The sequence below is a fragment of the Pseudomonas sp. 2 genome (assembly GCF_056627435.1).
Genome location: NZ_JBWXNG010000004.1, coordinates 258,246 through 277,459, shown reverse-complemented (window position 1 = coordinate 277,459; position 19,214 = coordinate 258,246). Strand labels below are relative to the sequence as shown.

23 protein-coding genes are annotated in these 19,214 nt (G+C 62.8%); 6 read left to right on the top strand and 17 right to left on the bottom strand.

The window, feature by feature from the left end; all coding sequences use genetic code 11:
* The first annotated feature begins 43 nt into the window (after positions 1-43).
* Together trmB and AC1MEK_RS09050 are read left to right on the top strand one after the other, a co-directional pair.
* Positions 44-757 carry a tRNA (guanosine(46)-N7)-methyltransferase TrmB gene (trmB, locus tag AC1MEK_RS09055; protein ID WP_480396067.1) on the top strand — a complete coding sequence of 238 codons (714 nt, stop codon included), beginning with the start codon at positions 44-46 and terminating at the stop codon, positions 755-757.
* 140 nt (positions 758-897) lie between these two features.
* Positions 898-2,286 carry a trypsin-like peptidase domain-containing protein gene (locus tag AC1MEK_RS09050; RefSeq protein WP_480395915.1) on the top strand — a complete coding sequence of 463 codons (1,389 nt, stop codon included), beginning with the start codon at positions 898-900 and terminating at the stop codon, positions 2,284-2,286.
* Between the two features lie 4 nt (positions 2,287-2,290).
* Here the strand turns inward: AC1MEK_RS09050 and AC1MEK_RS09045 are convergent, their stop codons facing one another.
* From AC1MEK_RS09045 to AC1MEK_RS09005, 9 genes are all read right to left on the bottom strand, one after another.
* Positions 2,291-2,617: a DUF3392 domain-containing protein gene (locus tag AC1MEK_RS09045; protein WP_480395914.1), complete on the bottom strand. Its 327-nt coding sequence runs from the start codon at positions 2,615-2,617 to the stop codon at positions 2,291-2,293.
* A gap of 9 nt (positions 2,618-2,626) precedes the next feature.
* Positions 2,627-3,805 (bottom strand): radical SAM family heme chaperone HemW, encoded by a 1,179-nt coding sequence (gene hemW, locus AC1MEK_RS09040; RefSeq protein WP_480395913.1) that lies wholly within the window; start codon positions 3,803-3,805, stop codon positions 2,627-2,629.
* A complete protein-coding gene (rdgB, locus tag AC1MEK_RS09035; RefSeq protein ID WP_480395912.1) occupies positions 3,805-4,398 on the bottom strand; it encodes an RdgB/HAM1 family non-canonical purine NTP pyrophosphatase in 594 nt (197 codons plus the stop codon). Before rdgB ends, hemW begins: the two co-directional genes overlap by 1 nt.
* Positions 4,395-4,841 (bottom strand): DUF4426 domain-containing protein, encoded by a 447-nt coding sequence (locus AC1MEK_RS09030; protein ID WP_480395911.1) that lies wholly within the window; start codon positions 4,839-4,841, stop codon positions 4,395-4,397. Before AC1MEK_RS09030 ends, rdgB begins: the two co-directional genes overlap by 4 nt.
* 23 nt (positions 4,842-4,864) lie before the next feature.
* Positions 4,865-5,485, bottom strand: coding sequence for a methionine biosynthesis protein MetW (gene metW, locus AC1MEK_RS09025; RefSeq protein ID WP_480395910.1), 621 nt, complete (start codon positions 5,483-5,485; stop codon positions 4,865-4,867).
* 7 nt (positions 5,486-5,492) lie between these two features.
* Positions 5,493-6,632 carry a homoserine O-succinyltransferase MetX gene (metX, locus tag AC1MEK_RS09020; RefSeq protein ID WP_480395909.1) on the bottom strand — a complete coding sequence of 380 codons (1,140 nt, stop codon included), beginning with the start codon at positions 6,630-6,632 and terminating at the stop codon, positions 5,493-5,495.
* Positions 6,633-6,872: 240 nt separating this feature from the next.
* A complete protein-coding gene (locus tag AC1MEK_RS09015; RefSeq protein WP_480395908.1) occupies positions 6,873-7,463 on the bottom strand; it encodes a YggT family protein in 591 nt (196 codons plus the stop codon).
* A 10-nt stretch (positions 7,464-7,473) separates the two neighbouring features.
* Complete coding sequence (proC, locus tag AC1MEK_RS09010) at positions 7,474-8,292, bottom strand: pyrroline-5-carboxylate reductase (RefSeq protein WP_480395907.1); 819 nt, start codon at positions 8,290-8,292, stop codon at positions 7,474-7,476.
* Between the two features lie 24 nt (positions 8,293-8,316).
* A complete protein-coding gene (locus AC1MEK_RS09005) occupies positions 8,317-9,003 on the bottom strand; it encodes a YggS family pyridoxal phosphate-dependent enzyme (RefSeq protein WP_480395906.1) in 687 nt (228 codons plus the stop codon).
* Positions 9,004-9,057: 54 nt separating this feature from the next.
* Between AC1MEK_RS09005 and AC1MEK_RS09000 the strand changes: the two genes are divergently transcribed.
* The gene (locus AC1MEK_RS09000; protein ID WP_480395905.1) at positions 9,058-10,092 is read left to right on the top strand and encodes a type IV pilus twitching motility protein PilT; all 1,035 of its coding nucleotides are present in this window, start codon (positions 9,058-9,060) and stop codon (positions 10,090-10,092) included.
* Between the two features lie 141 nt (positions 10,093-10,233).
* On the opposite strand, the gene AC1MEK_RS08995 is transcribed toward AC1MEK_RS09000, so the two are convergent.
* Positions 10,234-10,965, bottom strand: a complete 732-nt coding sequence (locus AC1MEK_RS08995; RefSeq protein ID WP_480395904.1) for a C40 family peptidase — start codon at positions 10,963-10,965, stop codon at positions 10,234-10,236.
* 250 nt (positions 10,966-11,215) lie between these two features.
* On the opposite strand from AC1MEK_RS08995, the gene AC1MEK_RS08990 reads away from it, so the two are divergent.
* Positions 11,216-11,635, top strand: a complete 420-nt coding sequence (locus AC1MEK_RS08990) for an NINE protein (protein WP_480395903.1) — start codon at positions 11,216-11,218, stop codon at positions 11,633-11,635.
* A gap of 160 nt (positions 11,636-11,795) precedes the next feature.
* Here AC1MEK_RS08990 and AC1MEK_RS08985 read toward each other — a convergent pair whose 3' ends face one another.
* From AC1MEK_RS08985 to gshB, 7 genes are all read right to left on the bottom strand, one after another.
* Positions 11,796-13,067 carry a dihydroorotase gene (locus tag AC1MEK_RS08985; protein ID WP_480395902.1) on the bottom strand — a complete coding sequence of 424 codons (1,272 nt, stop codon included), beginning with the start codon at positions 13,065-13,067 and terminating at the stop codon, positions 11,796-11,798.
* Positions 13,064-14,068: an aspartate carbamoyltransferase catalytic subunit gene (locus AC1MEK_RS08980; protein WP_480395901.1), complete on the bottom strand. Its 1,005-nt coding sequence runs from the start codon at positions 14,066-14,068 to the stop codon at positions 13,064-13,066. Before AC1MEK_RS08980 ends, AC1MEK_RS08985 begins: the two co-directional genes overlap by 4 nt.
* Before the next feature lie 12 nt (positions 14,069-14,080).
* Entirely contained in the window at positions 14,081-14,605 is a 525-nt protein-coding gene (gene pyrR / locus AC1MEK_RS08975) for a bifunctional pyr operon transcriptional regulator/uracil phosphoribosyltransferase PyrR (RefSeq protein WP_480395900.1), read from the bottom strand.
* 101 nt (positions 14,606-14,706) lie between these two features.
* Positions 14,707-15,147, bottom strand: a complete 441-nt coding sequence (ruvX, locus tag AC1MEK_RS08970; RefSeq protein ID WP_480395899.1) for a Holliday junction resolvase RuvX — start codon at positions 15,145-15,147, stop codon at positions 14,707-14,709.
* Positions 15,147-15,716 (bottom strand): YqgE/AlgH family protein, encoded by a 570-nt coding sequence (locus AC1MEK_RS08965; RefSeq protein ID WP_480395898.1) that lies wholly within the window; start codon positions 15,714-15,716, stop codon positions 15,147-15,149. Before AC1MEK_RS08965 ends, ruvX begins: the two co-directional genes overlap by 1 nt.
* Positions 15,717-15,940: 224 nt before the next feature.
* On the bottom strand, positions 15,941-16,843 hold the full coding sequence (locus AC1MEK_RS08960; protein ID WP_480395897.1) for a TonB family protein: 903 nt from the start codon (positions 16,841-16,843) through the stop codon (positions 15,941-15,943).
* Positions 16,844-17,157: 314 nt separating this feature from the next.
* Positions 17,158-18,114 carry a glutathione synthase gene (gene gshB / locus AC1MEK_RS08955; RefSeq protein ID WP_480395896.1) on the bottom strand — a complete coding sequence of 319 codons (957 nt, stop codon included), beginning with the start codon at positions 18,112-18,114 and terminating at the stop codon, positions 17,158-17,160.
* A 274-nt stretch (positions 18,115-18,388) separates the two neighbouring features.
* Here gshB and pilG point away from each other — a divergent pair, with 274 nt between their 5' ends.
* The gene (pilG, locus tag AC1MEK_RS08950; protein ID WP_480395895.1) at positions 18,389-18,799 is read left to right on the top strand and encodes a twitching motility response regulator PilG; all 411 of its coding nucleotides are present in this window, start codon (positions 18,389-18,391) and stop codon (positions 18,797-18,799) included.
* A gap of 42 nt (positions 18,800-18,841) precedes the next feature.
* Positions 18,842-19,207, top strand: a complete 366-nt coding sequence (pilH, locus tag AC1MEK_RS08945; protein ID WP_480395894.1) for a twitching motility response regulator PilH — start codon at positions 18,842-18,844, stop codon at positions 19,205-19,207.
* The last annotated feature ends 7 nt before the right edge of the window (positions 19,208-19,214 follow it).

Sequence of the window (19,214 nt, the reverse complement as noted above, 5' to 3'; positions counted from 1 at the left end):
GATTGATTCGCAAAAGCCCGAAGCACTTCCGGACGACGAAGTGATGAACGACGAAGACGGTAAAGAGCAGGGCGATGACAGCCATCATCGGCGCATCAAGAGCTTTGTGATGCGCGCCGGTCGCATGACCGAAGGCCAGCAGCGCGGCCTGGATCAAGGCCGCCCGCTGTTCGTGCTGCCGCTGGCCGATGCGCCGGTGGATTACGACAAGGTGTTCGGCCGCTCGGCGCCACGCACTCTGGAAATCGGTTTCGGCATGGGCCACTCGTTGCTGGAAATGGCAGCGGCGGCGCCTGAGCAGGATTTCATCGGTGTTGAAGTGCATCGGCCGGGTGTCGGCGCGCTGCTCAATGGCGTGCTGACTCAGGGCCTGACCAATGTTCGGGTCTACGATTGCGACGCGATCGAAGTGCTCAACCGCTGCGTGGCCGACAACAGCCTGGACCGTCTGATGCTGTTTTTCCCGGACCCCTGGCACAAGGCGCGTCACCACAAGCGCCGCATCGTCCAGGCCGAGTTCGCCGCGCTGGTGCGCAGCAAGCTCAAGCCCGGCGGCATCCTGCACATGGCCACCGACTGGGAGCCGTATGCCGAGTACATGCTGGAAGTGATGAACGTCGCGCCGGGTTATCGCAACCTGGCCGAAGACGGCAAGTGCGTCCCGCGCCCGGCCGAACGCCCGATCACCAAGTTCGAACGCCGTGGCGAGCGGCTGGGCCATGGTGTGTGGGATCTGAAGTTCGAAAAACTGGCGTGATGGGTTGAGTTGAAAGGCGCTGCGGCGCCTTTCTGCTTTTTGCAGGCATCGCTTGCAAATGTTACCACCTGCTCGCAGGGTCCAGATGTGAGCCTTCCGGTATTCGGGCATTGAGCCCGGACCACTATAGGAGGCTTTACATGTCTGCAAATCGTTTTGCACTGCAACTGGCGTTCTCCGCCGCAATGGCCGTGCTTGCCCAGGCCGCATCCGCTGTCGCTGTACCTGCCGTCGCCACACCCGGCTTCGATCGCTCCGCCATCGCGCAATACCAACGCCCCTCAAGTCTCTATCTGGCAAAGCTGGCGGATGGCATGGAGAGCACGGCATTTCTGATCGACAGCGGCAATGATGCCGCACCGGCACTGTTGGTGGCGACCGGGCACGGCGTGCACAGGGTGATCGACGGCGTTGGCGAACAGCTCGTCGGCAAGGGGACGGTGACGTTCGAAGAGGGTGGCGCTCACGCGTTTTCGGTCGCGCACATTCGCTATACCTCGCTGCGCGGCCTGGATTTTTCCGTCCTCGAACTGCAACAGACCCAAGGCGCGCTCAAGGCCCTGGGGATCGTGCCCATGAAGCTGGCCGGGCGCCAGGCAGCCGAAGGCGACCCCCTCACGATCGCTGCCCGTTTGAGCGGCAACTCCCAGAGCGATGCCCGATGGGGCACCCAGGAGTTGACGCGCATCGACCTCAAGACCGGGCGCGGCTTTCTCAATCGGCATCTGCTGGTGATGGACGGTGCGCGGCTGCAGGAGGGCGACTCCGGTAGCCCGGTGCTGGATCCGGCCACTGGCAGCGTATTGGCGGTCACTCATTCCGCCAATGCTCGCAAGGGCTATTCATCTGACCTGAGTTTTCTGCCGGCCTGCCTGCAAAACGGGCGCTTCGAGGCCAGTACTCAGGGCTGCGGGTTAAGCAACGCGTTCAACGTTTCGCTGGACGAGGATGATGATCGCCTGATCTACAAGGCAGGCAACGGCTCGATGATGATCAGCCAGGCCCTGTATTCGACCACGACCCTGTATCAGACCAAGCTCGTCGAGTTTCCCGAGCAATGCGAGGTGGCTGGCGGCTATGGCGTGACGCAGGCTTCCGGCAGCGCGCTGAATGTGCCGATCGAGGGCTTGACGCTGGCGCCAGCGAATCCGACGGTGCTGGCTTTGTGTGTCTGGGGGCGTGAAGCAACAGGGCCTGAACCTGCCAACCGCAACGCTGTGGCGCTGCCTGTGGTGGTGCACCCTGCGGGGCCGGCAGGGCGGCCCGAACTGGACATTGGCAAGCCGTACAAGGACATGCACGGCCGCAACAGCTATCTGGTGAGCGTCGATCCTGAGCAAATATCATTGCGTCGCGTGGAGCTCAAGAGCGGGCCGTGGGCTGGCACCGACTGCGCCGATCCATCAGGATATGTGGCCCTCGCGGGCGCCCGAAAGGTACTGGTGACCGAGGATACCCGGCTCTGCGCAGTGGGCGTCGACTATGCCGGGCAGCGCTCCCGCCCGGTGAAGCAGCGTTTGCTGCCGTGATGCGTCAGCCGCGCCGGTCGGCCACCACGCCGATCAGCACCAGCACCACCAGCAGCACCGGGGCCAGCGAGTAGTTGTTGAACTGGCTCAGCCCGCGCACCACCCATGGCGTTGCATAGATCAGTGCAGCGCCACTGCCGATCATCACCAGCAGCGCCATGAACGGCACTCGCAGCGCGCCGGCCAGCCCGCCCAGGCGCGCTTCGACCCAGCCTTTGATGTCGGTGCCGAACAGCACCAGCAGGCAGCCCACCAGAGCCAGCGAGATCTCCGACAGGTTGCTGCGGCTCCAGCGGGAAACGGTCGAGAGCAGGTCAAGTACCAGGTCCATGGGTCATCCTTAATTCAAGAAATACTGCAGCAGGTCATTGAGAAACAGCTGGCCGCGGGGCGTGGCCGCCAGGCGCTCCGGTTCGACCTGCAAAAGGCCTTTTTGTTCGGCGTCACGGCGCGCCTGGGCGAGCTGTGCCAGTGGCAGGCCGGTGCGTTGGGTGAACAGTTCGGCCTTCACGCCATCGGTCAGGCGCAGGGCGTTCATCAGGAATTCGAACGGCAGCTCATCGGCGGGCAGCAGTTTCTCACCGGCCTTGAATGGCTTGGCCAGGTTCAGATAATCCTTGGGCAGACGGGTTTTCCAGGTGCGCAGGATGCGCCCGTCCGGGAACGACAGCTTGCCGTGGGCGCCGGCACCGATGCCGATGAAGTCGCCGAAGCGCCAGTAGTTGAGGTTGTGGCGCGCCGCACGGCCGGCCTGAGCGTAGGCCGAGACTTCGTACTGGCGATAACCGTGCTCGGCCATCAGCGCCTGCCCGGCTTCCTGAATGTCCCAGAGGATGTCGTCCTCGGGCAGCTCCGGCGGCTGGCTCCAGAACACCGTGTTCGGCTCCAGCGTGAGCTGGTACCAGGACAGGTGGGTCGGCCCCAGCTCGATGGCCTGGCGCAGGTCGCCCAGGGCGTCGTCCAGCGACTGATCGGGCAGCCCGTGCATCAGGTCCAGGTTGAAGTTGTCGAAGCCCGCCGCCCGCGCCATGCCGGCGGCGCGTACCGCTTCGTCGCCGTTGTGGATGCGCCCCAGTTTCTCAAGTTTGGCTGGCTGGAAGCTCTGCACGCCGATGGACAGGCGGTTGATGCCGGTCTGCCGATAGGCCTTGAATTTCTCCTGCTCGAAGGTGCCGGGGTTGGCTTCGAGGGTGATCTCGATGTCCGCCGCAAACGGGATGCGTTGCTCCACGCCGCGCAGCAGTCGACCGAGGGCATCGGCGCTGAACAGGCTGGGCGTGCCGCCGCCGAAGAAAATGGTGCTGATGAAGCGCCCGTGAACGGCTGGCATTTCCTGATCCAGATCGCTCAGCAATGCAGTGACGTATTCGTCTTCAGGCAGCGTCGGCCCAGCCTGATGCGAGTTGAAGTCGCAATAAGGGCATTTGCGCACGCACCAGGGAATATGGATGTACAGCGACAGCGGCGGGAGTTCTGGAAGGATCAGGCCCGCCGGTTGCACAAGCAGCTTTTCGGTCATTACAGGCCCAGGCGTTGACGCAGAATGGCCATGGCGCGGGCGCGGTGGCTGATCTGGTTCTTGTCCGCAGGCGTCAGTTCGGCACTCGACATGTGGCGCTCAGGCACCCAGAACAGCGGGTCGTAGCCGAAGCCGTGCTCGCCGCTGGCGGCGGTCAGGATGCGGCCGTGCCACAGGCCTTCGCAGAGGATCGGCAGCGGATCGTCGGCGTGACGCACCAGCGCCAGCACGCAGACGAACTGAGCGCCGCGCTGCTCCTGTGGCACGTCCTTCAGGGCTTCCAGCAGCTTGGCGTTGTTCGCCGCATCGCCTTTGCCGTCGGCGTAACGGGCGGAGTAGATGCCCGGTGCGCCGCCGAGGAAATCCACGGCCAGGCCCGAGTCGTCGGCCAGCGCCGGCAAGCCGGAGATGCGCGCCGCGTTGCGGGCCTTGAGGATGGCGTTCTCGACGAACGACAGGCCGGTTTCTTCAGGCTCCACGCTGCTGAATTCGCCGATGGAGCGCAACTGGACACTGCCGCCGAGCATGGCTTGCAGTTCCTTGAGTTTGCCGGCGTTGTGGCTGGCGAGTACGAGTTGGGAGAAATTCATCATTCGTCCGAAAAAATCTGTTGGTTGAAGCTCAGGGTGTGGGTTTCGCCATCACCGGCTTTCACATTGACCGTGAATACGTAGGTCGCTGCGGTGTCAGGCTCGACGGCGAACTGCGCGATGTAATTGACCGAGCTGTTTTCGCTGATGGGCCGGAAGGTCAGCGGTTTTTTCCGGCCGGTCAGGTCGGCGACCGTGCCGTCGACGCTGGCCGTTACCGTTTTGCCATCCTTGATGGCCGTGATGTTGATCACGCCTTGGCCTTTGCTGCGGATCAGCCCGTTCTGCTGGGCGATGGCCGGTTGCAGCACGCGGGATGCGAAGGCGTTGTAGTGAACGATCAGGTCGCCGAACTGTTGTTGCCGGTTCGGGTTGGCGCTGTCGGCGGCCATCACTTGAGTGGCCAGCGCCAGCAGCACGCCCAGCAGTAAGGTCAGACGGCGCATGATCGTTCTCCTGTTTATAGGGATTACACGGCGATCTGATGGTCCTGCAGAGTGGGGCTGCTGACGCGGTAGATGCCGATCTCACCCAACAGATTAGGCCAAAGCCTGCTCGCCAGGCCATGCCGATGCTGTTGATCCACGGCCAGCCGATCAATGACCTTGGCCGAGCGCTCGCGGCACAGCTCCTCGAAGTCGGCGAAGGTGCAGAAGTGGATGTTCGGCGTGTTGTACCAGGTGTACGGCAGGAACTCCGACACTGGCATCCGGCCCTTGCTGGCCAGGTACCAGCGGCAGCGCCAGTGGCCGAAGTTGGGGAACGTGATGATGCACTGGCGCCCCACGCGCAGCATTTCGTCGAGGATCTTGTCGGGGTAATGCACGGCTTGCAGCGCCTGGGTCATGACCACGATGTCGAAGCTGTTGCTGGCGAAGTTGCCCAGGCCCTTGTCCAGGTCCTGCTCGATGACGTTGACGCCGCGTGCCACGCAGCGGGCGATGTTGTCGGCGTCGTTTTCCAGGCCGTAGCCGGTGACTTGCTTGTGTTCCTGCAGCCAGGCCAGCAATTCGCCGTCGCCACAGCCGAGGTCGAGCACGCGGCTGCCTGCCGGTATCCAGTCTTGGATGATTTCCAGGTCGGCTCTCATGGTATCCTCAGAGTGCAATTCGGTTCATGTAGCTGGAGAAAGCCTGCAGGTAGCGCGGGATCGGCATCAGGAAGGCGTCGTGGCCCTGGGGTGCGTCGATTTCCAGGTAGCAGACGTCCTTCTTGGCGGCCATCAGCGCGTCCACCAGTTCCCGCGAGCGGGCGGGGGAGAAGCGCCAGTCGGTGGTGAACGACATCACGCAGAACTTGGCCGAGACGTTGGCGAAGGTCGCCGCCAGGTCGTCGTTGAAATTGGCGGCCGGGTCGAAGTAGTCCAGCGCCTTGGTCATCAGCAGGTAGGTGTTGGCGTCGAAACGCCCGGAAAACTCCTCGCCCTGATAGCGCAGGTAGCTTTCGACCTGGAACTCCACGCTGTGGAAGTCGTAGTTGAGCTTTTCGCTCTTCAGGCCCCGGCCGAATTTCTCGCCCATGGAGTCGTCGGACAGGTAGGTGATGTGCCCGACCATGCGCGCCAGCATCAGGCCGCGCTTGGGGATCACGCCTTGTTCCTGGAACGAGCCGCCGTGGAATTCGGGGTCAGTGAGAATGGCCTGACGCGCCACTTCGTTGAACGCGATGTTTTGCGCCGAGAGCTTGGGTGCCGAGGCGATGGCCAGGCAGTGGCGCACGCGGTCGGGGTAGGTCATGGTCCATTGCAGCGCCTGCATGCCGCCCAGGCTGCCGCCGACGATGGCGGCCCACTGGGTCACGCCCAGCCGGTCGGCCAGCCGCGCCTGGCTGTGCACCCAGTCCTCGACGGTCAGCACCGGGAAGTCGGCGCCGAACGGCTTGCCGGTTTCCGGGTTGATGCTGCTGGGGCCGGTCGAGCCGTTGCAGCCGCCGAGGTTGTTCAGGCTGACGACGAAAAAGCGGTTGGTGTCGATGGCCTTGCCCGGGCCGATGCAGCTGTCCCACCAGCCCGGCTTGCGGTCTTCGGCACTGTGGTAGCCCGCCGCGTGGTGATGCCCCGACAGCGCGTGGCAGATCAGCACCGCGTTGCTTTTGGCGGCGTTGAGTTGGCCGTAGGTTTCATAGACCAGGTCGTAGGCGGCGAGCGAGCGACCGCAGGCCAATGCCAGCGGCTCGTTGAAATGCGCCGTTTGCGGCGTGACAAGACCGACAGAATCTTCGGGAAAAACCGTGGACATCGACCCGCTCTCACTGAAATGAGGCGTAAGTCTAAAGATCGCGGGGGGGAGCGGCAAGCGAACAGCGGGGCGGTGGGCAGTTGAAGGTTTGGGATATCGAAGCGGGCGCTTGGTGGGAGTGAGCTTGCTCACGAAAGAGCCCGTGTATCCGCACCTACTATAGCGTCTGAAACACAGCGTTCGTGAGCAAGCTCACTCCCACGGGGAGGGTGTCCAGCCGTGGGAGCGAATTTATCCGGTTTAGATCAACCGCCACAACACATCCGGCATCGACACCGACGCGGCAACGCTCGGCATCACGTACGACTGCAGCACCTGAATCGCCAGGAAGGCGAAGATCGGCGAAATGTCCAGGCCGCCCAGGTTGGGAATAATCTTGCGGAACGGCGCCAGAATCGGCTCGCTGATCTGCCAGGCCAGTTCCGCGGCCGGGTTGTGAGTGCCGGGGGCGATCCACGAGACGATCACCATGATGATCATCGCCACCCAGAAGATCTTCAGCAGCAGCGAGACGATGCCCAGCAACGCCCAGATCAGCAGGTGCGGGAAGTCGAAGATGGTGCCGAAGCTCATCATCAGCACGAACGCCATCAACAGCCCCTGAATCACGATGGCCAGCAGCAGCGACGAGGTGTCCATGCCCATCAGGCTTGGCACAATCCGGCGGATGGGTTTGAGCAGGGGCTGAGTGGCCTTCACGGTGAACTGGCTCAGCGGGTTGTAGAAGTTGGCCTTGACCAGTTGCAGCACGAAACGCAGCAGGACGATGGTCAGGTACAGGCTGATCAGCGTCTGGATGACGAAAATCGTGGCGCCGGTGAGTGCATTCATGAATGGCTCCTTATTTGCCCAGCAGTTCGGCAAGCTCGGCCGAACGGTGTGCGGCAGCGCCCAGCGCTTTCTCTACGATGGTTTCGAAGCCGTCCGCCTGGAACGACTTGATCGCAGCTTCCGTGGTGCCCGCAGGCGAGGTGACGCGACGGCGCAGCTCGGCGGCGTCGACATCGCTTTCAGTGGCCATGCGCGCAGCGCCCAGGGCGGTCTGCTCGGCCAGTTGCTTGGCGACGTCAGCAGGCAGGCCCAGCTTGGTGCCGGCGGCGGTCATGGCTTCGATCAGCAGGAAGAAATACGCAGGGCCGCTGCCCGATACGGCGGTAACGGCGTCGATCTGCGCTTCTGTCTCGACCCACAGCGCGATGCCGACTGCAGACAGCAGGGTCTCGGCCTGTTGGCGCTGGGCCTGGGTCACGTCAGCGGTGGCGTACAGGCCGCTCACGCCCTGGCGCAGCAGGGCCGGGGTGTTGGGCATGCAGCGCACCAGCGGCTGTTCGCCCAGCCAGGCTTTCATGCTGGCGCAGGTGATGCCAGCGGCGATCGAAACGATCAGTTGATTGGGCTTGAGCGCCGGTTTGAGCGCTTCGCAGACCGCTTTCATCATCTGCGGTTTGACGGCCAGCAGGATGACGTCCGCGCCCTCGACGGCTTCGGCGTTGTCGGCCACCACTGTGATGCCGTGTTCCCTGGCCATGCGTTCACGGGTCTCGGCGCCTGGGTCGCTGGCGCGAATCAGCTCGGCTGCCACGCCTTGGGCGCGCATGCCGCCAATCAGGCTGGCGGCCATGTTTCCGGCACCGATGAACGCGATACGGGTCTTGCTCATGAATGATTCCCTGTGAGGCAAAGGTTAAGGCTGCCCGTAATCGCGGGCGCCGAAGAGGGCAGTGCCGATCCGGACCCAGGTCGCACCTTGTGCGATGGCGGCCTCCAGGTCGTGGCTCATGCCCATGGAAAGCGTGTCGAGCGGCAGGTTCAAACTCTCTTGCAAAGTGCGCACGGCTGCGAAGGCCGCGTTCTGTTCGTCGCTGTTTTCGGTCGGCTCGGGAATTGCCATCAAACCGCGCAATCTCAGATTGGGCAGGCCGCTGATGGCCTGGGCCAGCGCCGGAAGGTCTTCAGGGGTGCAGCCAGACTTGCTGGCCTCGCCACTGACGTTGACCTGAATGCAGATATTGAGCGGCGGCAAATCGGCAGGACGTTGTTCGGACAGGCGTTGAGCGATTTTCAGACGATCCACGGAGTGCACCCAGGCAAAGTTCTCGGCGATGGCGCGAGTCTTGTTTGACTGGATGGGGCCGATGAAATGCCAGATCAAGGGCAGGTCGCTCAATTCGCTCTGTTTGCCCAGGGCTTCCTGCAGGTAGTTCTCGCCAAAGTCGCGCAATCCGGCGGCGTACGCCTGACGCAGATCGCTGGCCGGTTTGGTCTTGCTCACCGCGAGCAGGCCGACAGAGGCCGGATCGCGCTGCACGGCCTTGGACGCGTTGTGAATTCGCTCTGCGAGCGTTGAAATGTTCTCTGCTATCGTGGACATTGATTTGCGCCAGCAGGGCTAAAGTCTGCGGCATTCTATGTGATGAGGAGCTGTATGGATATTACCGAGCTGCTTGCCTTCAGTGCCAAGCAAGGCGCGTCGGACTTACACCTCTCGGCCGGCCTGCCACCGATGATTCGTGTCGATGGCGATGTGAGGCGGATCAATCTGCCAGCGCTGGACCAGAAAGAAGTCCAGGCGCTGATCTACGACATCATGAACGACCGCCAGCGCAAGGACTTCGAGGAAGATCTGGAAACCGACTTCTCCTTCGAAGTGCCGGGCGTTGCGCGTTTCCGGGTCAACGCGTTCAACCAGAACCGTGGCGCCGGCGCGGTGTTCCGGACCATTCCGTCGAAGGTCCTGAGCATGGAAGAGCTGGGCATGGGAGAAGTGTTTCGGAAAATTACCGATGTGCCCCGTGGCCTGGTGCTGGTGACCGGGCCGACCGGCTCGGGTAAATCGACGACGCTGGCGGCGATGGTCGACTACCTGAACGCCAACAAGCACCACCACATCCTGACCATCGAGGACCCGATCGAATTCGTTCACGAGTCCAAGAAGAGCCTGATCAACCAGCGTGAAGTGCACCGCGACACCCACGGCTTCGCCGAAGCCCTGCGTTCAGCCTTGCGTGAAGACCCTGACGTGATCCTGGTGGGCGAGCTGCGCGACCTGGAAACCATTCGCCTGGCGCTGACCGCCGCCGAAACCGGCCATCTGGTATTCGGCACGCTGCACACCACCTCGGCGGCCAAGAGTATCGACCGGATCGTGGACGTGTTCCCGGCTCAGGAAAAATCGATGATCCGCTCGATGCTGTCCGAGTCTTTGCACGCGATCGTGTCCCAGGCACTGCTCAAGAAGGTCGGCGGCGGTCGCGTGGCGGCGCACGAGATCATGATCGGCACCTCGGCGATCCGTAACCTGATCCGCGAGGACAAGGTGGCGCAGATGTATTCGTCGATCCAGACCGGCGGGGCGCTGGGCATGCAGACCCTGGACATGTGCCTGAAGGACCTGATCGCCAAGGGGCTGATTACCCGGGAAAGCGCGCGGGAGAAGGCGAAGACGCCGGATAATTTTTGATTAGCCAGCGCCGCATACATCTGTGGGAGCGAGCTTGCTCGCGAAGAGGCCGGAACATCCGCCGCATTTTCATAGGCAGTCATTCCGTCTTCGCGAGCAAGCTCGCTCCCACAGGTTGTAGCAGTCTTGTGCGAGTAGCTGTCAGCGTTGCGCGATACGCACGGTGCCCTTGTGGCTCGGCGGCTGTTTGGGCAGCACGCGCTTGGCGACCACGTAGTGGCTGTCCCAGTACGGTTTCTTCAGCGTATCGATGGTCACCGCCTTGCCACGACGCGGTGCGTGGACGAAGCGGTCGTCACCCAGGTAAATGGCGACGTGGTTGACCTTGCGGCTCTTGATGTTGAAGAACAGCAGATCGCCCGGTTTCAGATCCTTGCGATCGACCTTCTGCCCGTGGCCTTCGGCCATGGCATTGGAGGTGCGCGGCAGATCCACTTCACTGACGTCGTTGAAGGCGTACTTCACCAGACCGCTGCAATCGAAGCCTTTCGTCGGGCTGGTGCCACCCCAGCGATAAGGCGTGCCAATGGCCTTCACGGCGCGATTGACGACGTTGCTGCTCTGTTTGCTCCCCATCTGCGCAGGCGCGGCGAGGGCGACAGTGTTTTGCGAAATCTTGCGGGAACCCTTGGTGGCTTTCACCTTGGTGGACCGGCTTTTCTTGCCCGAGGTCTTGAGCGGCGTTGCCGTTTCTTCAAGGGCCTCTTGAGTGGCGGTGTTGCTGGCTACCGTGGTTTCGGTGGTTTGCGAAGCGTGGTTTTTCGCAGTGAAACCGGAGAAGCTTGGGGGTAGCGATTGCTCACGATTGGTGGCGTGGGCGGCCAGTGGCATAAAGAGACAAATAGTCAGCCATGTCTTAAAAAATGGACGCATCAGGCAGGGCTCATGTTGGTCAGCGCGCAACTTTATAACAGCTTTTGCCTGCATTCCGAGGCCACTTGTCGAACAATTTACTGCCCGCGCGGTCAGTTTTGACGTCAAAATTGTCACATGCCTGTAGTGATCGCCTTGCAGAACAAGGGTTTGCGCGATCGGCGCGAGGTTCAAACCATACGTCGGACGGCGCCATAAAAGTCACAAAAGTTACGCATATTTTTTTCTATCGCGGTAAATGAGGTACCCAATGAACACCTATCAGCACGACGTTCAGCGCCCGGACACCCACAGCAAGATCATGGGGTATCTGTTATGGATCGTCGGTTTCACCGGTTCCCATCGCTTCTATTACGGCAAGCCCGTGACCGGCACGATCTGGTTTTTCACCCTCGGCCTGCTCGGCATTGGCTGGCTGATCGACCTGTTTCTGATCCCGTCGATGGACCGCGAGGCGGACCTGCGCTTCAACGCAGGCTCGACCGACTACAGCGTCGCCTGGATTCTGCTGACGTTTCTCGGCGTGTTTGGCGTGCACCGGATGTATCAGGGCAAATGGATCACCGGGATCCTCTACCTGCTGACCGGCGGGCTGGCCTTTCTGGGGGTGCTGTATGACTTCTGGACGCTGAATGATCAGGTTTCGGTGAAGAACGCCGAGCGGCGCTAATCGGACTCGGCCGCGGCGCCGACTTGTGGGAGTGGGCTTGCCCACGAAGAATGCGTATAAGGCGCAGAAGCTGTGTTGCCATTCCTGGCCCTTTCGTGAGCAAGCTCACTCCCACGGGGTGTTGAGTCGCCCGTGGGAATGAGGTGTGCCAGGTCGGGCATCAACCGATATAGCTGATTCGCCCGTCCACAAAGGTGTACTTCACCGCGCTCGGCAGGCAATGGCCGATGAACGGGCAGTTCTCGCCCCGGGACAGCCACTTCTCGCCTGCGACGGTGGACGCCGCCGGGTCGAACAGCACCAGATCCGCCGCAGCACCCGCCGCCAGTTGCCCGGTCGGCAGGCGCAGCGCCGCTGCAGGGCCTGCGCTCAGGCGCGCGAGCAGGGTCGGCAGATCCAGCAGGCCGTCGTCAACCAGGGTCATCGCCAGCGGCAGCAACAGCTCGACGCTGCTGATGCCAGGCTCGGTCGCACCGAACGGCGCCAGCTTGGCGTCGCGCTCGTGGGGTTGGTGGTGGCTGGAAATGGCCTGGACCACGCCCGATTTCACCGCCTCGCGCAGCGCATCGCGGTCGGCGCGGGTGCGCAGCGGCGGCTGGACGTGATAGAGGCTGGAGAAATCGATCAGCGCCTCATCGGTGAGGATCAGCTGATACAAGGCCACATCCGCCGTCACCGGCAGGCCGCGGGCCTGGGCCTGGGCAATCAGCGCCACGCCGCGGGCGCTGGTCAGCTGGGTGAAGTGAGCGCGCACGCCGCTTTGTTCAACCAGCAGCAGGTCACGGGCCAGTGCCACGGTTTCGGCGGTTTCCGGGATGCCCGGCAGGCCGAGGAACGCTGCAGTCGGGCCGTCGTGGGCCAGGCCGCCCGCAGCCAGGTCTGCATCCTGAGAGTTGAAGATCACCGTCAGGTCGAAGGTGGCGGCGTATTCCAGCGCGCGGCACAGGGTGCGGTTGTTGCCGAAGTTCTGCAGGCCGTTGGTGAACGCCACGCAACCGGCGTCGCGCAGGGCGATCAGCTCGGCCAGTTGTTCGCCTTCCAGGCCCTTGCTCAGTGCACCGATCGGGAACACCTTGCTGTGCCCGGCCTCGCGGGCGCGGTCCAGAATCAGCTCGGCCACTGCCGAAGTATCCAGGACCGGTTTGGTGCGTGGCGGGCAGCACAGGCTGGTGACGCCGCCGGCCGCTGCAGCGCGGGTTTCGCTGGCGATGCTGCCTTTGCGGCTGTAACCCGGTTCGCGCAGGGATACGTTCAGGTCGACCAGCCCCGGCGCTGCGATCAGGCCCTTGCCGTCGATGGTCTGCGAAGGAGTGAAGTCGGCCGGTGCCGCGCCCAGGGCGAGGATCTTGCCGGCTTCCAGATGAATGTCGAGGACCTGATCCAGCCCGCTGACAGGGTCGATGACGCGAGCGCCGATGATGCTGAACTTCACTGGGCGTTCTCCTGCTCGAACTGACGTTGTGCGGTCTGGCCACTCATGGCCATGGACAAGACGGCCATGCGCACTGCGATGCCGTAGGTCACCTGATTGAGAATCACCGAATGGGCGCCGTCGGCCACCGCCGATTCGATTTCCACGCCGCGGTTGATCGGGCCGGGGTGCATGACGATGGCGTCAGGCTTGGCACCGGCCAGGCGCGCGGTGGTCAGGCCGAACAGGCGGTAGAACTCGCCCTCGCTCGGCAGCAGGCCGCCAGACATGCGTTCGCGCTGCAGGCGCAGCATGATGACTACGTCGACGTCCTTCAGGCCTTCGGCCAGATCGGTGTAGACCTTCACGCCGTACTGTTCCACGCCAATCGGCAGCAGGGTTTTCGGGCCGATCACGCGGATGTCCGGGCAGCCCAGCGCCTTCAGGGCAATCATGTTCGAGCGGGCGACGCGCGAGTGCAGGATGTCGCCGACGATGGCCACCGACAGGTTTTTGAAGTCACCCTTGTGGCGGCGGATGGTCAGCATGTCGAGCATGCCTTGAGTCGGGTGCGCGTGGCGCCCGTCGCCACCGTTGATGATCGCCACCTGCGGGCAGACGTGCTCGGCGATGAAGTGTGCCGCGCCCGAGTCGCCGTGCCGCACCACGAACATGTCCGCGGCCATGGCTTCCAGGTTGCGCAGGGTGTCGAACAGGGTTTCGCCCTTGCTGGTCGAGGAGGTCGACACGTTCAGGGTGATGACGTCGGCCGACAGCCGCTGGGCCGCCAGTTCGAAGGTGGTGCGGGTGCGCGTCGAGTTCTCGAAGAACACGTTGCACACGGTCTTGCCGCGCAGCAGGGGGACTTTCTTCACCGCCCGGGCGCCGACTTCAAGGAAAGAGTCGGCGGTGTCGAGGATTTCGGTGAGCAGTTCGCGGGGCAAACCGTCGAGCGAGAGAAAATGTTGCAGCTGACCCTGATGGTTCAGTTGCAGCGGGCGCTTGGCGTCGAGAGGCGTCATCGCAAAGGACTCTTAAAGGGCGGCGGAATCGGTGGAGAGGTCTTGCAGTTCCAGCGTCAGGGGCGCGGGGCCGGACAGCTTGACGCGCTCGTTGGGAGACAGGTTCAGCGTCGCTCCGGTCACATTCGGGCGAATCGGCAGTTCGGCGGCGTCCAGGTCCAGCAGGGACACCAGGGTCACGCTGGCCGGGCGGCCGTAGTCGAACAGCTCGTTGAGGGCGGCGCGGATGGTGCGGCCGCTCATCAGCACATCGTCGATCAGCACCAGGTGCTGGCCTTCGATCTCGAACGGCAGCTCTGAGGGGCGAACCTGTGGGTGCAGGCCGTTCTGGCTGAAGTCGTCGCGGTAGAACGAAACGTCCAGCGTGCCCAGCGGCGAATCGTTGTTCAGCGCGTCGAGCAGGGCCTGGGCAACCCAGACGCCGCCGGTGCGAATGCCGATGAAGCGGGGTTCGCTGATGCTGCGTTTGTTCAGGTGGGCAGTCAGATCGGTCGCCATCTGGCGGATCAGTTCGGCGGGGTTGGGCAGGCTGCTCATGGTCGCTCCTTCAAGAGCCAGGTCGTGCGCAACGCGGGTGACCTGGCTAAAACTCAGATTCGGTGCAGTGTAACGCTCACAGATGTCAGCTCGCTCAGCTGTCAGTTCTCGAACAGGGCGCTGTTGGCCTCCAGCCAGCCTTGCAGCAGCAGCGCTGCGGCGATGGCGTCGACCGGGTTGTCGCGATAGCTGCCGCGCTGGCCGCCACGTGCCAGGCGCTCGCCCTTGGCTTCAAAGGTGGTCAGGCGCTCGTCGTGGGTGTACACGGGCAGGTTGAAGCGGCCGTTGAGCTTGCGCGAGAACTTCTCGGCGCGGGCGCTCATCTCGCTCGGCGTACCGTCCATGTTCAACGGCAGGCCGACCACGATCGCGTCAGGCTTCCACTCGTTGATCAGGGCCTGGACCCGGTCCCAGTCCGGGACGCCGTTCTGGGCCTTGAGCGTGCACAGCTCTCGGGCTTGGCCGGTAACGACCTGGCCGACCGCCACGCCAATCTGTTTGGTGCCGTAGTCAAAACCCAGCAGCAGACGCAACGCGGCCATCAGGCGTGACCCGCCTGGCTGGTGAGCAGATTCAGGTTGATCCCAAGCTTGGCGGCGGCGGCGTCCAGGCGTTGTTCGCTGTCCAGCTCGAACAGGATCGCCGGATCGAACGCGCAGTTCAGCCAGGCATTGGCGGCGAACTCGGCTTCCAGCTGGCCTGCGTCCCAACCGGCGTAGCCCAGGGTGATCAGATTTTGATCAGGGCCGTAGCCGTCGGCGATGGAGAACAGCACGTCCTGCGAGGTCGACAGCGCGATGCCACCCAGGTCCACCGTGGCCTGGAACACCTGGCCGGGCGGGTGCAGCACGAAGCCGCGATCGGTCTGGACCGGGCCGCCGATGTGGATCGGGATCTGCTGGCAGCGCGCGGGTGCAGGCACTTCGGGACGAAGCTGCTCCAGGATGTCCGACAGGAAGAGGTTCTGTGGCCGGTTGATGACCAGACCCATGGCGCCATTGGCGTTGTGCTCGACGATGTAGGTCAAGGTCTGGGCGAAGTTCTCATCGTGCATGTGGGGCATGGCGATCAGAAATTGATGCTTGAGGTATGACGCGGGGACGTTTTTCATGAGCCCTAGTGTGGCGCCGCAGGGCTGTTGTGACAACTGGCAGAACCGACCCTGCGGTGGATAAATCGCGACCGGGTTCAGGTTTCATCTTCTCCGGATGATGATCTGTCCCGTAGCAGCACGGCTTGCCGGCGGGCGCGTCGTGTCAGGCAGTGCATCTGTTGCTGACCCACCGCCCCGCCGGCAAGCCGTGCTGCTACGGGGGGCGTGTGATTCAGAAATAATCAATTACTGGAAAGCTTGTCCCCACGGGCGAATTTCCAGGTGCGGATGATTTCCAGCCGGTCGATGTCCGACAAGTCGCCGGTGAACGGCGCAAACGGCGCGGCCAGGCGCACGATGCGCTGTGCGGCCTGATCCAGCAGCGGCTGGCCGGAAGACTCCAGCACCAGCACTTCATACAAGGAGCCGTCGCGGTTGATCGACACCATCATCCGCAGGCTGCCGTAGATCTGCTGGCGGCGCGCCTCTTCGGGGTAGTTGAGGTTGCCGATGCGCTCGATCTTCTTGCGCCAGTCTTCTTTATACCAGGCGCCCTTGTCGCGCATGGTCGACGCGGCGCTCAGGCGGTGGATCTTCGGCCGCTTGGCATAAGCCTGTTGCTCATCGGCCAGTTCGGCCTCAAGGCTGGCGATCTCGCTGTTGAGCTGGGTGCTGTCGAAGGTCGGCGCGGCTTTCTTCGGCTCGTCCGGTTTGACTTCGTCGCGCTTGGCGACGGTCTTCTGCGGCGCCTGGGCCTTGGTGGCCACGGCGGTCTTGGGCGCTTCCTGCTTGACCACCGGCTTGGCGGCAGGCGGAGGCGTCACCTTGTTGATCTGGGTGTCCTGATAGGGCGCGATTTCGGTGGTCTTGGGCACCGCTTTCTTGTCCAGCGTGCCGCTGCCCTGCTGGTTTTCCTGGGCGAGGAAGTCCGCGTCCTTGGGCTTGGTGTCGCTCTTGAACGGGGCCAGGGTGATTTCCAGCGTCTGGCTGATCTTCTCCGGTTTGACGTAGGTGAAGCCCACGCCGAGGATCAGCGCCAGGTGCACGAGCGCTGCGATCATCAGGGTAAAACCCAGACGATCAGCCGGGCGCACGGTGGTGCGGGTAAAGGCCATCGGGAGATCACTGTTGACCGCAGCGTTCATCGACGCTCCGGTATCGCATGAGCCAGCATTGCTAAAACCAACCTAGGGCGAAATTCAGGCCGCGCATGATAACGCAATGTTCGTAGGGACTTTGGTGTTGTTGCGAGTTGGCCGATTAGTGGACGGTGGTGGCTGCTTTGCTTTTGATTCTGGCCGCAGGCCGTGGGAGCTGGCTTGCCTGCGATCTGCCGGAAACCGGCAGTAAATCCTGTGATCGCGATCTGTCTGACACAGTCGGGTTGAATGGATTTACTGCCGGTGCCTGGCAGATCGCCAGCAAGCTGGGCTCCCACGCCCTCCGGGCAGAAGCGGGACTATGACCGGGCCTTGAGCTTCTTCTCGATCGCATCCATCAGCAGCCCGCCGATGTCCGTGCCGAACGCATTGTCGATCTCGCGAATGCAGGTCGGGCTGGTGACGTTGATTTCGGTCAGGTGCTCGCCGATCACGTCCAGGCCCACGAACAACAGGCCTTTCTCGCGCAGGGTCGGGCCGATTTCGTTGGCGATCCAGCGATCACGCTCGCTCAAGGGGCGGGCTTCGCCACGGCCACCGGCGGCCAGGTTGCCACGGGTCTCGCCGGCGGCCGGAATCCGCGCCAGGCAGTACGGCACCGGTTCGCCGTCGACCATCAGGATGCGCTTGTCGCCATCCTTGATCGCCGGCAGATAGGCTTGGGCCATGATCTGATGCGCGCCGTTGACGGTCAGGGTTTCCAGGATCACCGACAGGTTCGGGTCTTCTGCGCGGTGGCGGAAGATCGAGGTGCCGCCCATGCCGTCCAGCGGCTTGTAGATCACATCGCCATGCTCGGCGGCGAAGGCGCGCAGGATGTCGGCGCGGCGGCTGACCAGCGTCGGCGGCGTGCAGTGCGGGAACTGGGTGGCGAACAGCTTCTCGTTGCAGTCACGCAGGCTTTGCGGCTTGTTGACGATCAAGGTGCCCGCACGCTCGGCCATTTCCAGCAGGTACGTGGTGTAGATGAAGTCCATGTCGAACGGCGGGTCCTTGCGCATCAGGATCACGTCCAGATCGTCCAGCCCGCTGTCGATTTCGGCTTCGAATTCGAACCAGTGCTCGGGGTTGGCGAAGACTTTCAGTGGCTTCATGCGCGCACGGGCCTGGCCCGCGATCTGATACAAATCCTGCTGTTCCATGTAGAACAGTGACCAGCCGCGCGCTTGCGCGGCCAGGAGCATGGCCAGCGAGCTGTCCTTTTTATAGGAGATACGCTCGATGGGGTCCATGACAATTCCAACGCGAACGCTCATGGGCAATATCCTCTGATCGGTAAAGGCCTTGGGCCTTGAAAACAGGCGTCAGGGTGGCGCTGCGCAGCCTTGCGGTCAAGGGGCAAGCGTGGCGCATATGCTTTATGGAATGAGTCTTTAGAGTGTGCTAAAAAGGCTCGGCGTCCAACGTGATGCCAGTTGTCATACGCCCCTCCAGCCTCTTTCAAAAGCTGGAGGGTAGCGATCCGAACAGAACCACGCGCCAGGCCGAAGGCCAACCCGTCTGAATCGCCTGAGCGATGGTAGAGCAGATATGGAACAGCATTCAGCCCCATTGAAAGTGATGATCATCGACGACTCGCGCACGATTCGTCGCACCGCCGAGACCCTGTTGAAAAACGTCGGCTGTGAAGTGATCACCGCCGTCGATGGTTTCGACGCTCTGGCCAAGATCGCCGATAATCATCCAAGAATCATCTTTGTCGACATCATGATGCCCAGGCTGGACGGGTATCAGACGTGTGCGTTGATCAAGAACAACCGGGCTTTCAAGGCAACGCCCGTGATCATGCTGTCCTCGAAGGACGGGCTGTTCGACAAGGCCAAGGGCCGCATCGTCGGGTCCGATCAGTTTTTGACCAAGCCGTTCAGCCGCGAAGAGCTGCTCGGTGCGATCAAGGCGCATGTGCCGGAGTTCGTTGCAGTAGAACAACAACTATCTTGATGCCGGCCCCGCGCGGGGCGGCTGTTTGTATGGGGAAGCACCATGGCTCGAATTCTGATCGTCGATGATTCGCCGACCGAAATGTACAAGCTGACCGGCATGCTGGAAAAGCACGGCCATGAAGTCCTCAAGGCGGAAAACGGCGCCGATGGCGTGGCGCTGGCGCGTCAGGAAAAACCCGACGCGGTACTGATGGACATCGTCATGCCGGGCCTGAACGGCTTCCAGGCCACCCGCCAGCTGACCAAGGATGCCGACACCAACATGATCCCCGTGATCATGATCACCACCAAGGATCAGGAAACCGACAAGGTCTGGGGCAAGCGCCAGGGCGCGCGGGACTACCTGACCAAGCCGGTGGACGAAGACACCCTGATGAAGACCCTGAACGCGGTTCTGGCAGGCTAAGGCCGGC

What these genes read in the sequence shown, in the direction of transcription:
- trmB (WP_480396067.1), top strand. Translation starts at nt 44, where the DNA reads ATGAACGACGAAGACGGTAAAGAGCAGGGCGATGACAGCCATCATCGG.
- AC1MEK_RS09050 (WP_480395915.1), top strand. Translation starts at nt 898, where the DNA reads ATGTCTGCAAATCGTTTTGCACTGCAACTGGCGTTCTCCGCCGCAATG.
- AC1MEK_RS09045 (WP_480395914.1), bottom strand. Translation starts at nt 2,617, where the DNA reads ATGGACCTGGTACTTGACCTGCTCTCGACCGTTTCCCGCTGGAGCCGC.
- hemW (WP_480395913.1), bottom strand. Translation starts at nt 3,805, where the DNA reads ATGACCGAAAAGCTGCTTGTGCAACCGGCGGGCCTGATCCTTCCAGAA.
- rdgB (WP_480395912.1), bottom strand. Translation starts at nt 4,398, where the DNA reads ATGATGAATTTCTCCCAACTCGTACTCGCCAGCCACAACGCCGGCAAA.
- AC1MEK_RS09030 (WP_480395911.1), bottom strand. Translation starts at nt 4,841, where the DNA reads ATGCGCCGTCTGACCTTACTGCTGGGCGTGCTGCTGGCGCTGGCCACT.
- metW (WP_480395910.1), bottom strand. Translation starts at nt 5,485, where the DNA reads ATGAGAGCCGACCTGGAAATCATCCAAGACTGGATACCGGCAGGCAGC.
- metX (WP_480395909.1), bottom strand. Translation starts at nt 6,632, where the DNA reads ATGTCCACGGTTTTTCCCGAAGATTCTGTCGGTCTTGTCACGCCGCAA.
- AC1MEK_RS09015 (WP_480395908.1), bottom strand. Translation starts at nt 7,463, where the DNA reads ATGAATGCACTCACCGGCGCCACGATTTTCGTCATCCAGACGCTGATC.
- proC (WP_480395907.1), bottom strand. Translation starts at nt 8,292, where the DNA reads ATGAGCAAGACCCGTATCGCGTTCATCGGTGCCGGAAACATGGCCGCC.
- AC1MEK_RS09005 (WP_480395906.1), bottom strand. Translation starts at nt 9,003, where the DNA reads ATGTCCACGATAGCAGAGAACATTTCAACGCTCGCAGAGCGAATTCAC.
- AC1MEK_RS09000 (WP_480395905.1), top strand. Translation starts at nt 9,058, where the DNA reads ATGGATATTACCGAGCTGCTTGCCTTCAGTGCCAAGCAAGGCGCGTCG.
- AC1MEK_RS08995 (WP_480395904.1), bottom strand. Translation starts at nt 10,965, where the DNA reads ATGCGTCCATTTTTTAAGACATGGCTGACTATTTGTCTCTTTATGCCA.
- AC1MEK_RS08990 (WP_480395903.1), top strand. Translation starts at nt 11,216, where the DNA reads ATGAACACCTATCAGCACGACGTTCAGCGCCCGGACACCCACAGCAAG.
- AC1MEK_RS08980 (WP_480395901.1), bottom strand. Translation starts at nt 14,068, where the DNA reads ATGACGCCTCTCGACGCCAAGCGCCCGCTGCAACTGAACCATCAGGGT.
- pyrR (WP_480395900.1), bottom strand. Translation starts at nt 14,605, where the DNA reads ATGAGCAGCCTGCCCAACCCCGCCGAACTGATCCGCCAGATGGCGACC.
- ruvX (WP_480395899.1), bottom strand. Translation starts at nt 15,147, where the DNA reads ATGGCCGCGTTGCGTCTGCTGCTGGGTTTTGACTACGGCACCAAACAG.
- AC1MEK_RS08965 (WP_480395898.1), bottom strand. Translation starts at nt 15,716, where the DNA reads ATGAAAAACGTCCCCGCGTCATACCTCAAGCATCAATTTCTGATCGCC.
- AC1MEK_RS08960 (WP_480395897.1), bottom strand. Translation starts at nt 16,843, where the DNA reads ATGAACGCTGCGGTCAACAGTGATCTCCCGATGGCCTTTACCCGCACC.
- gshB (WP_480395896.1), bottom strand. Translation starts at nt 18,114, where the DNA reads ATGAGCGTTCGCGTTGGAATTGTCATGGACCCCATCGAGCGTATCTCC.
- pilG (WP_480395895.1), top strand. Translation starts at nt 18,389, where the DNA reads ATGGAACAGCATTCAGCCCCATTGAAAGTGATGATCATCGACGACTCG.
- pilH (WP_480395894.1), top strand. Translation starts at nt 18,842, where the DNA reads ATGGCTCGAATTCTGATCGTCGATGATTCGCCGACCGAAATGTACAAG.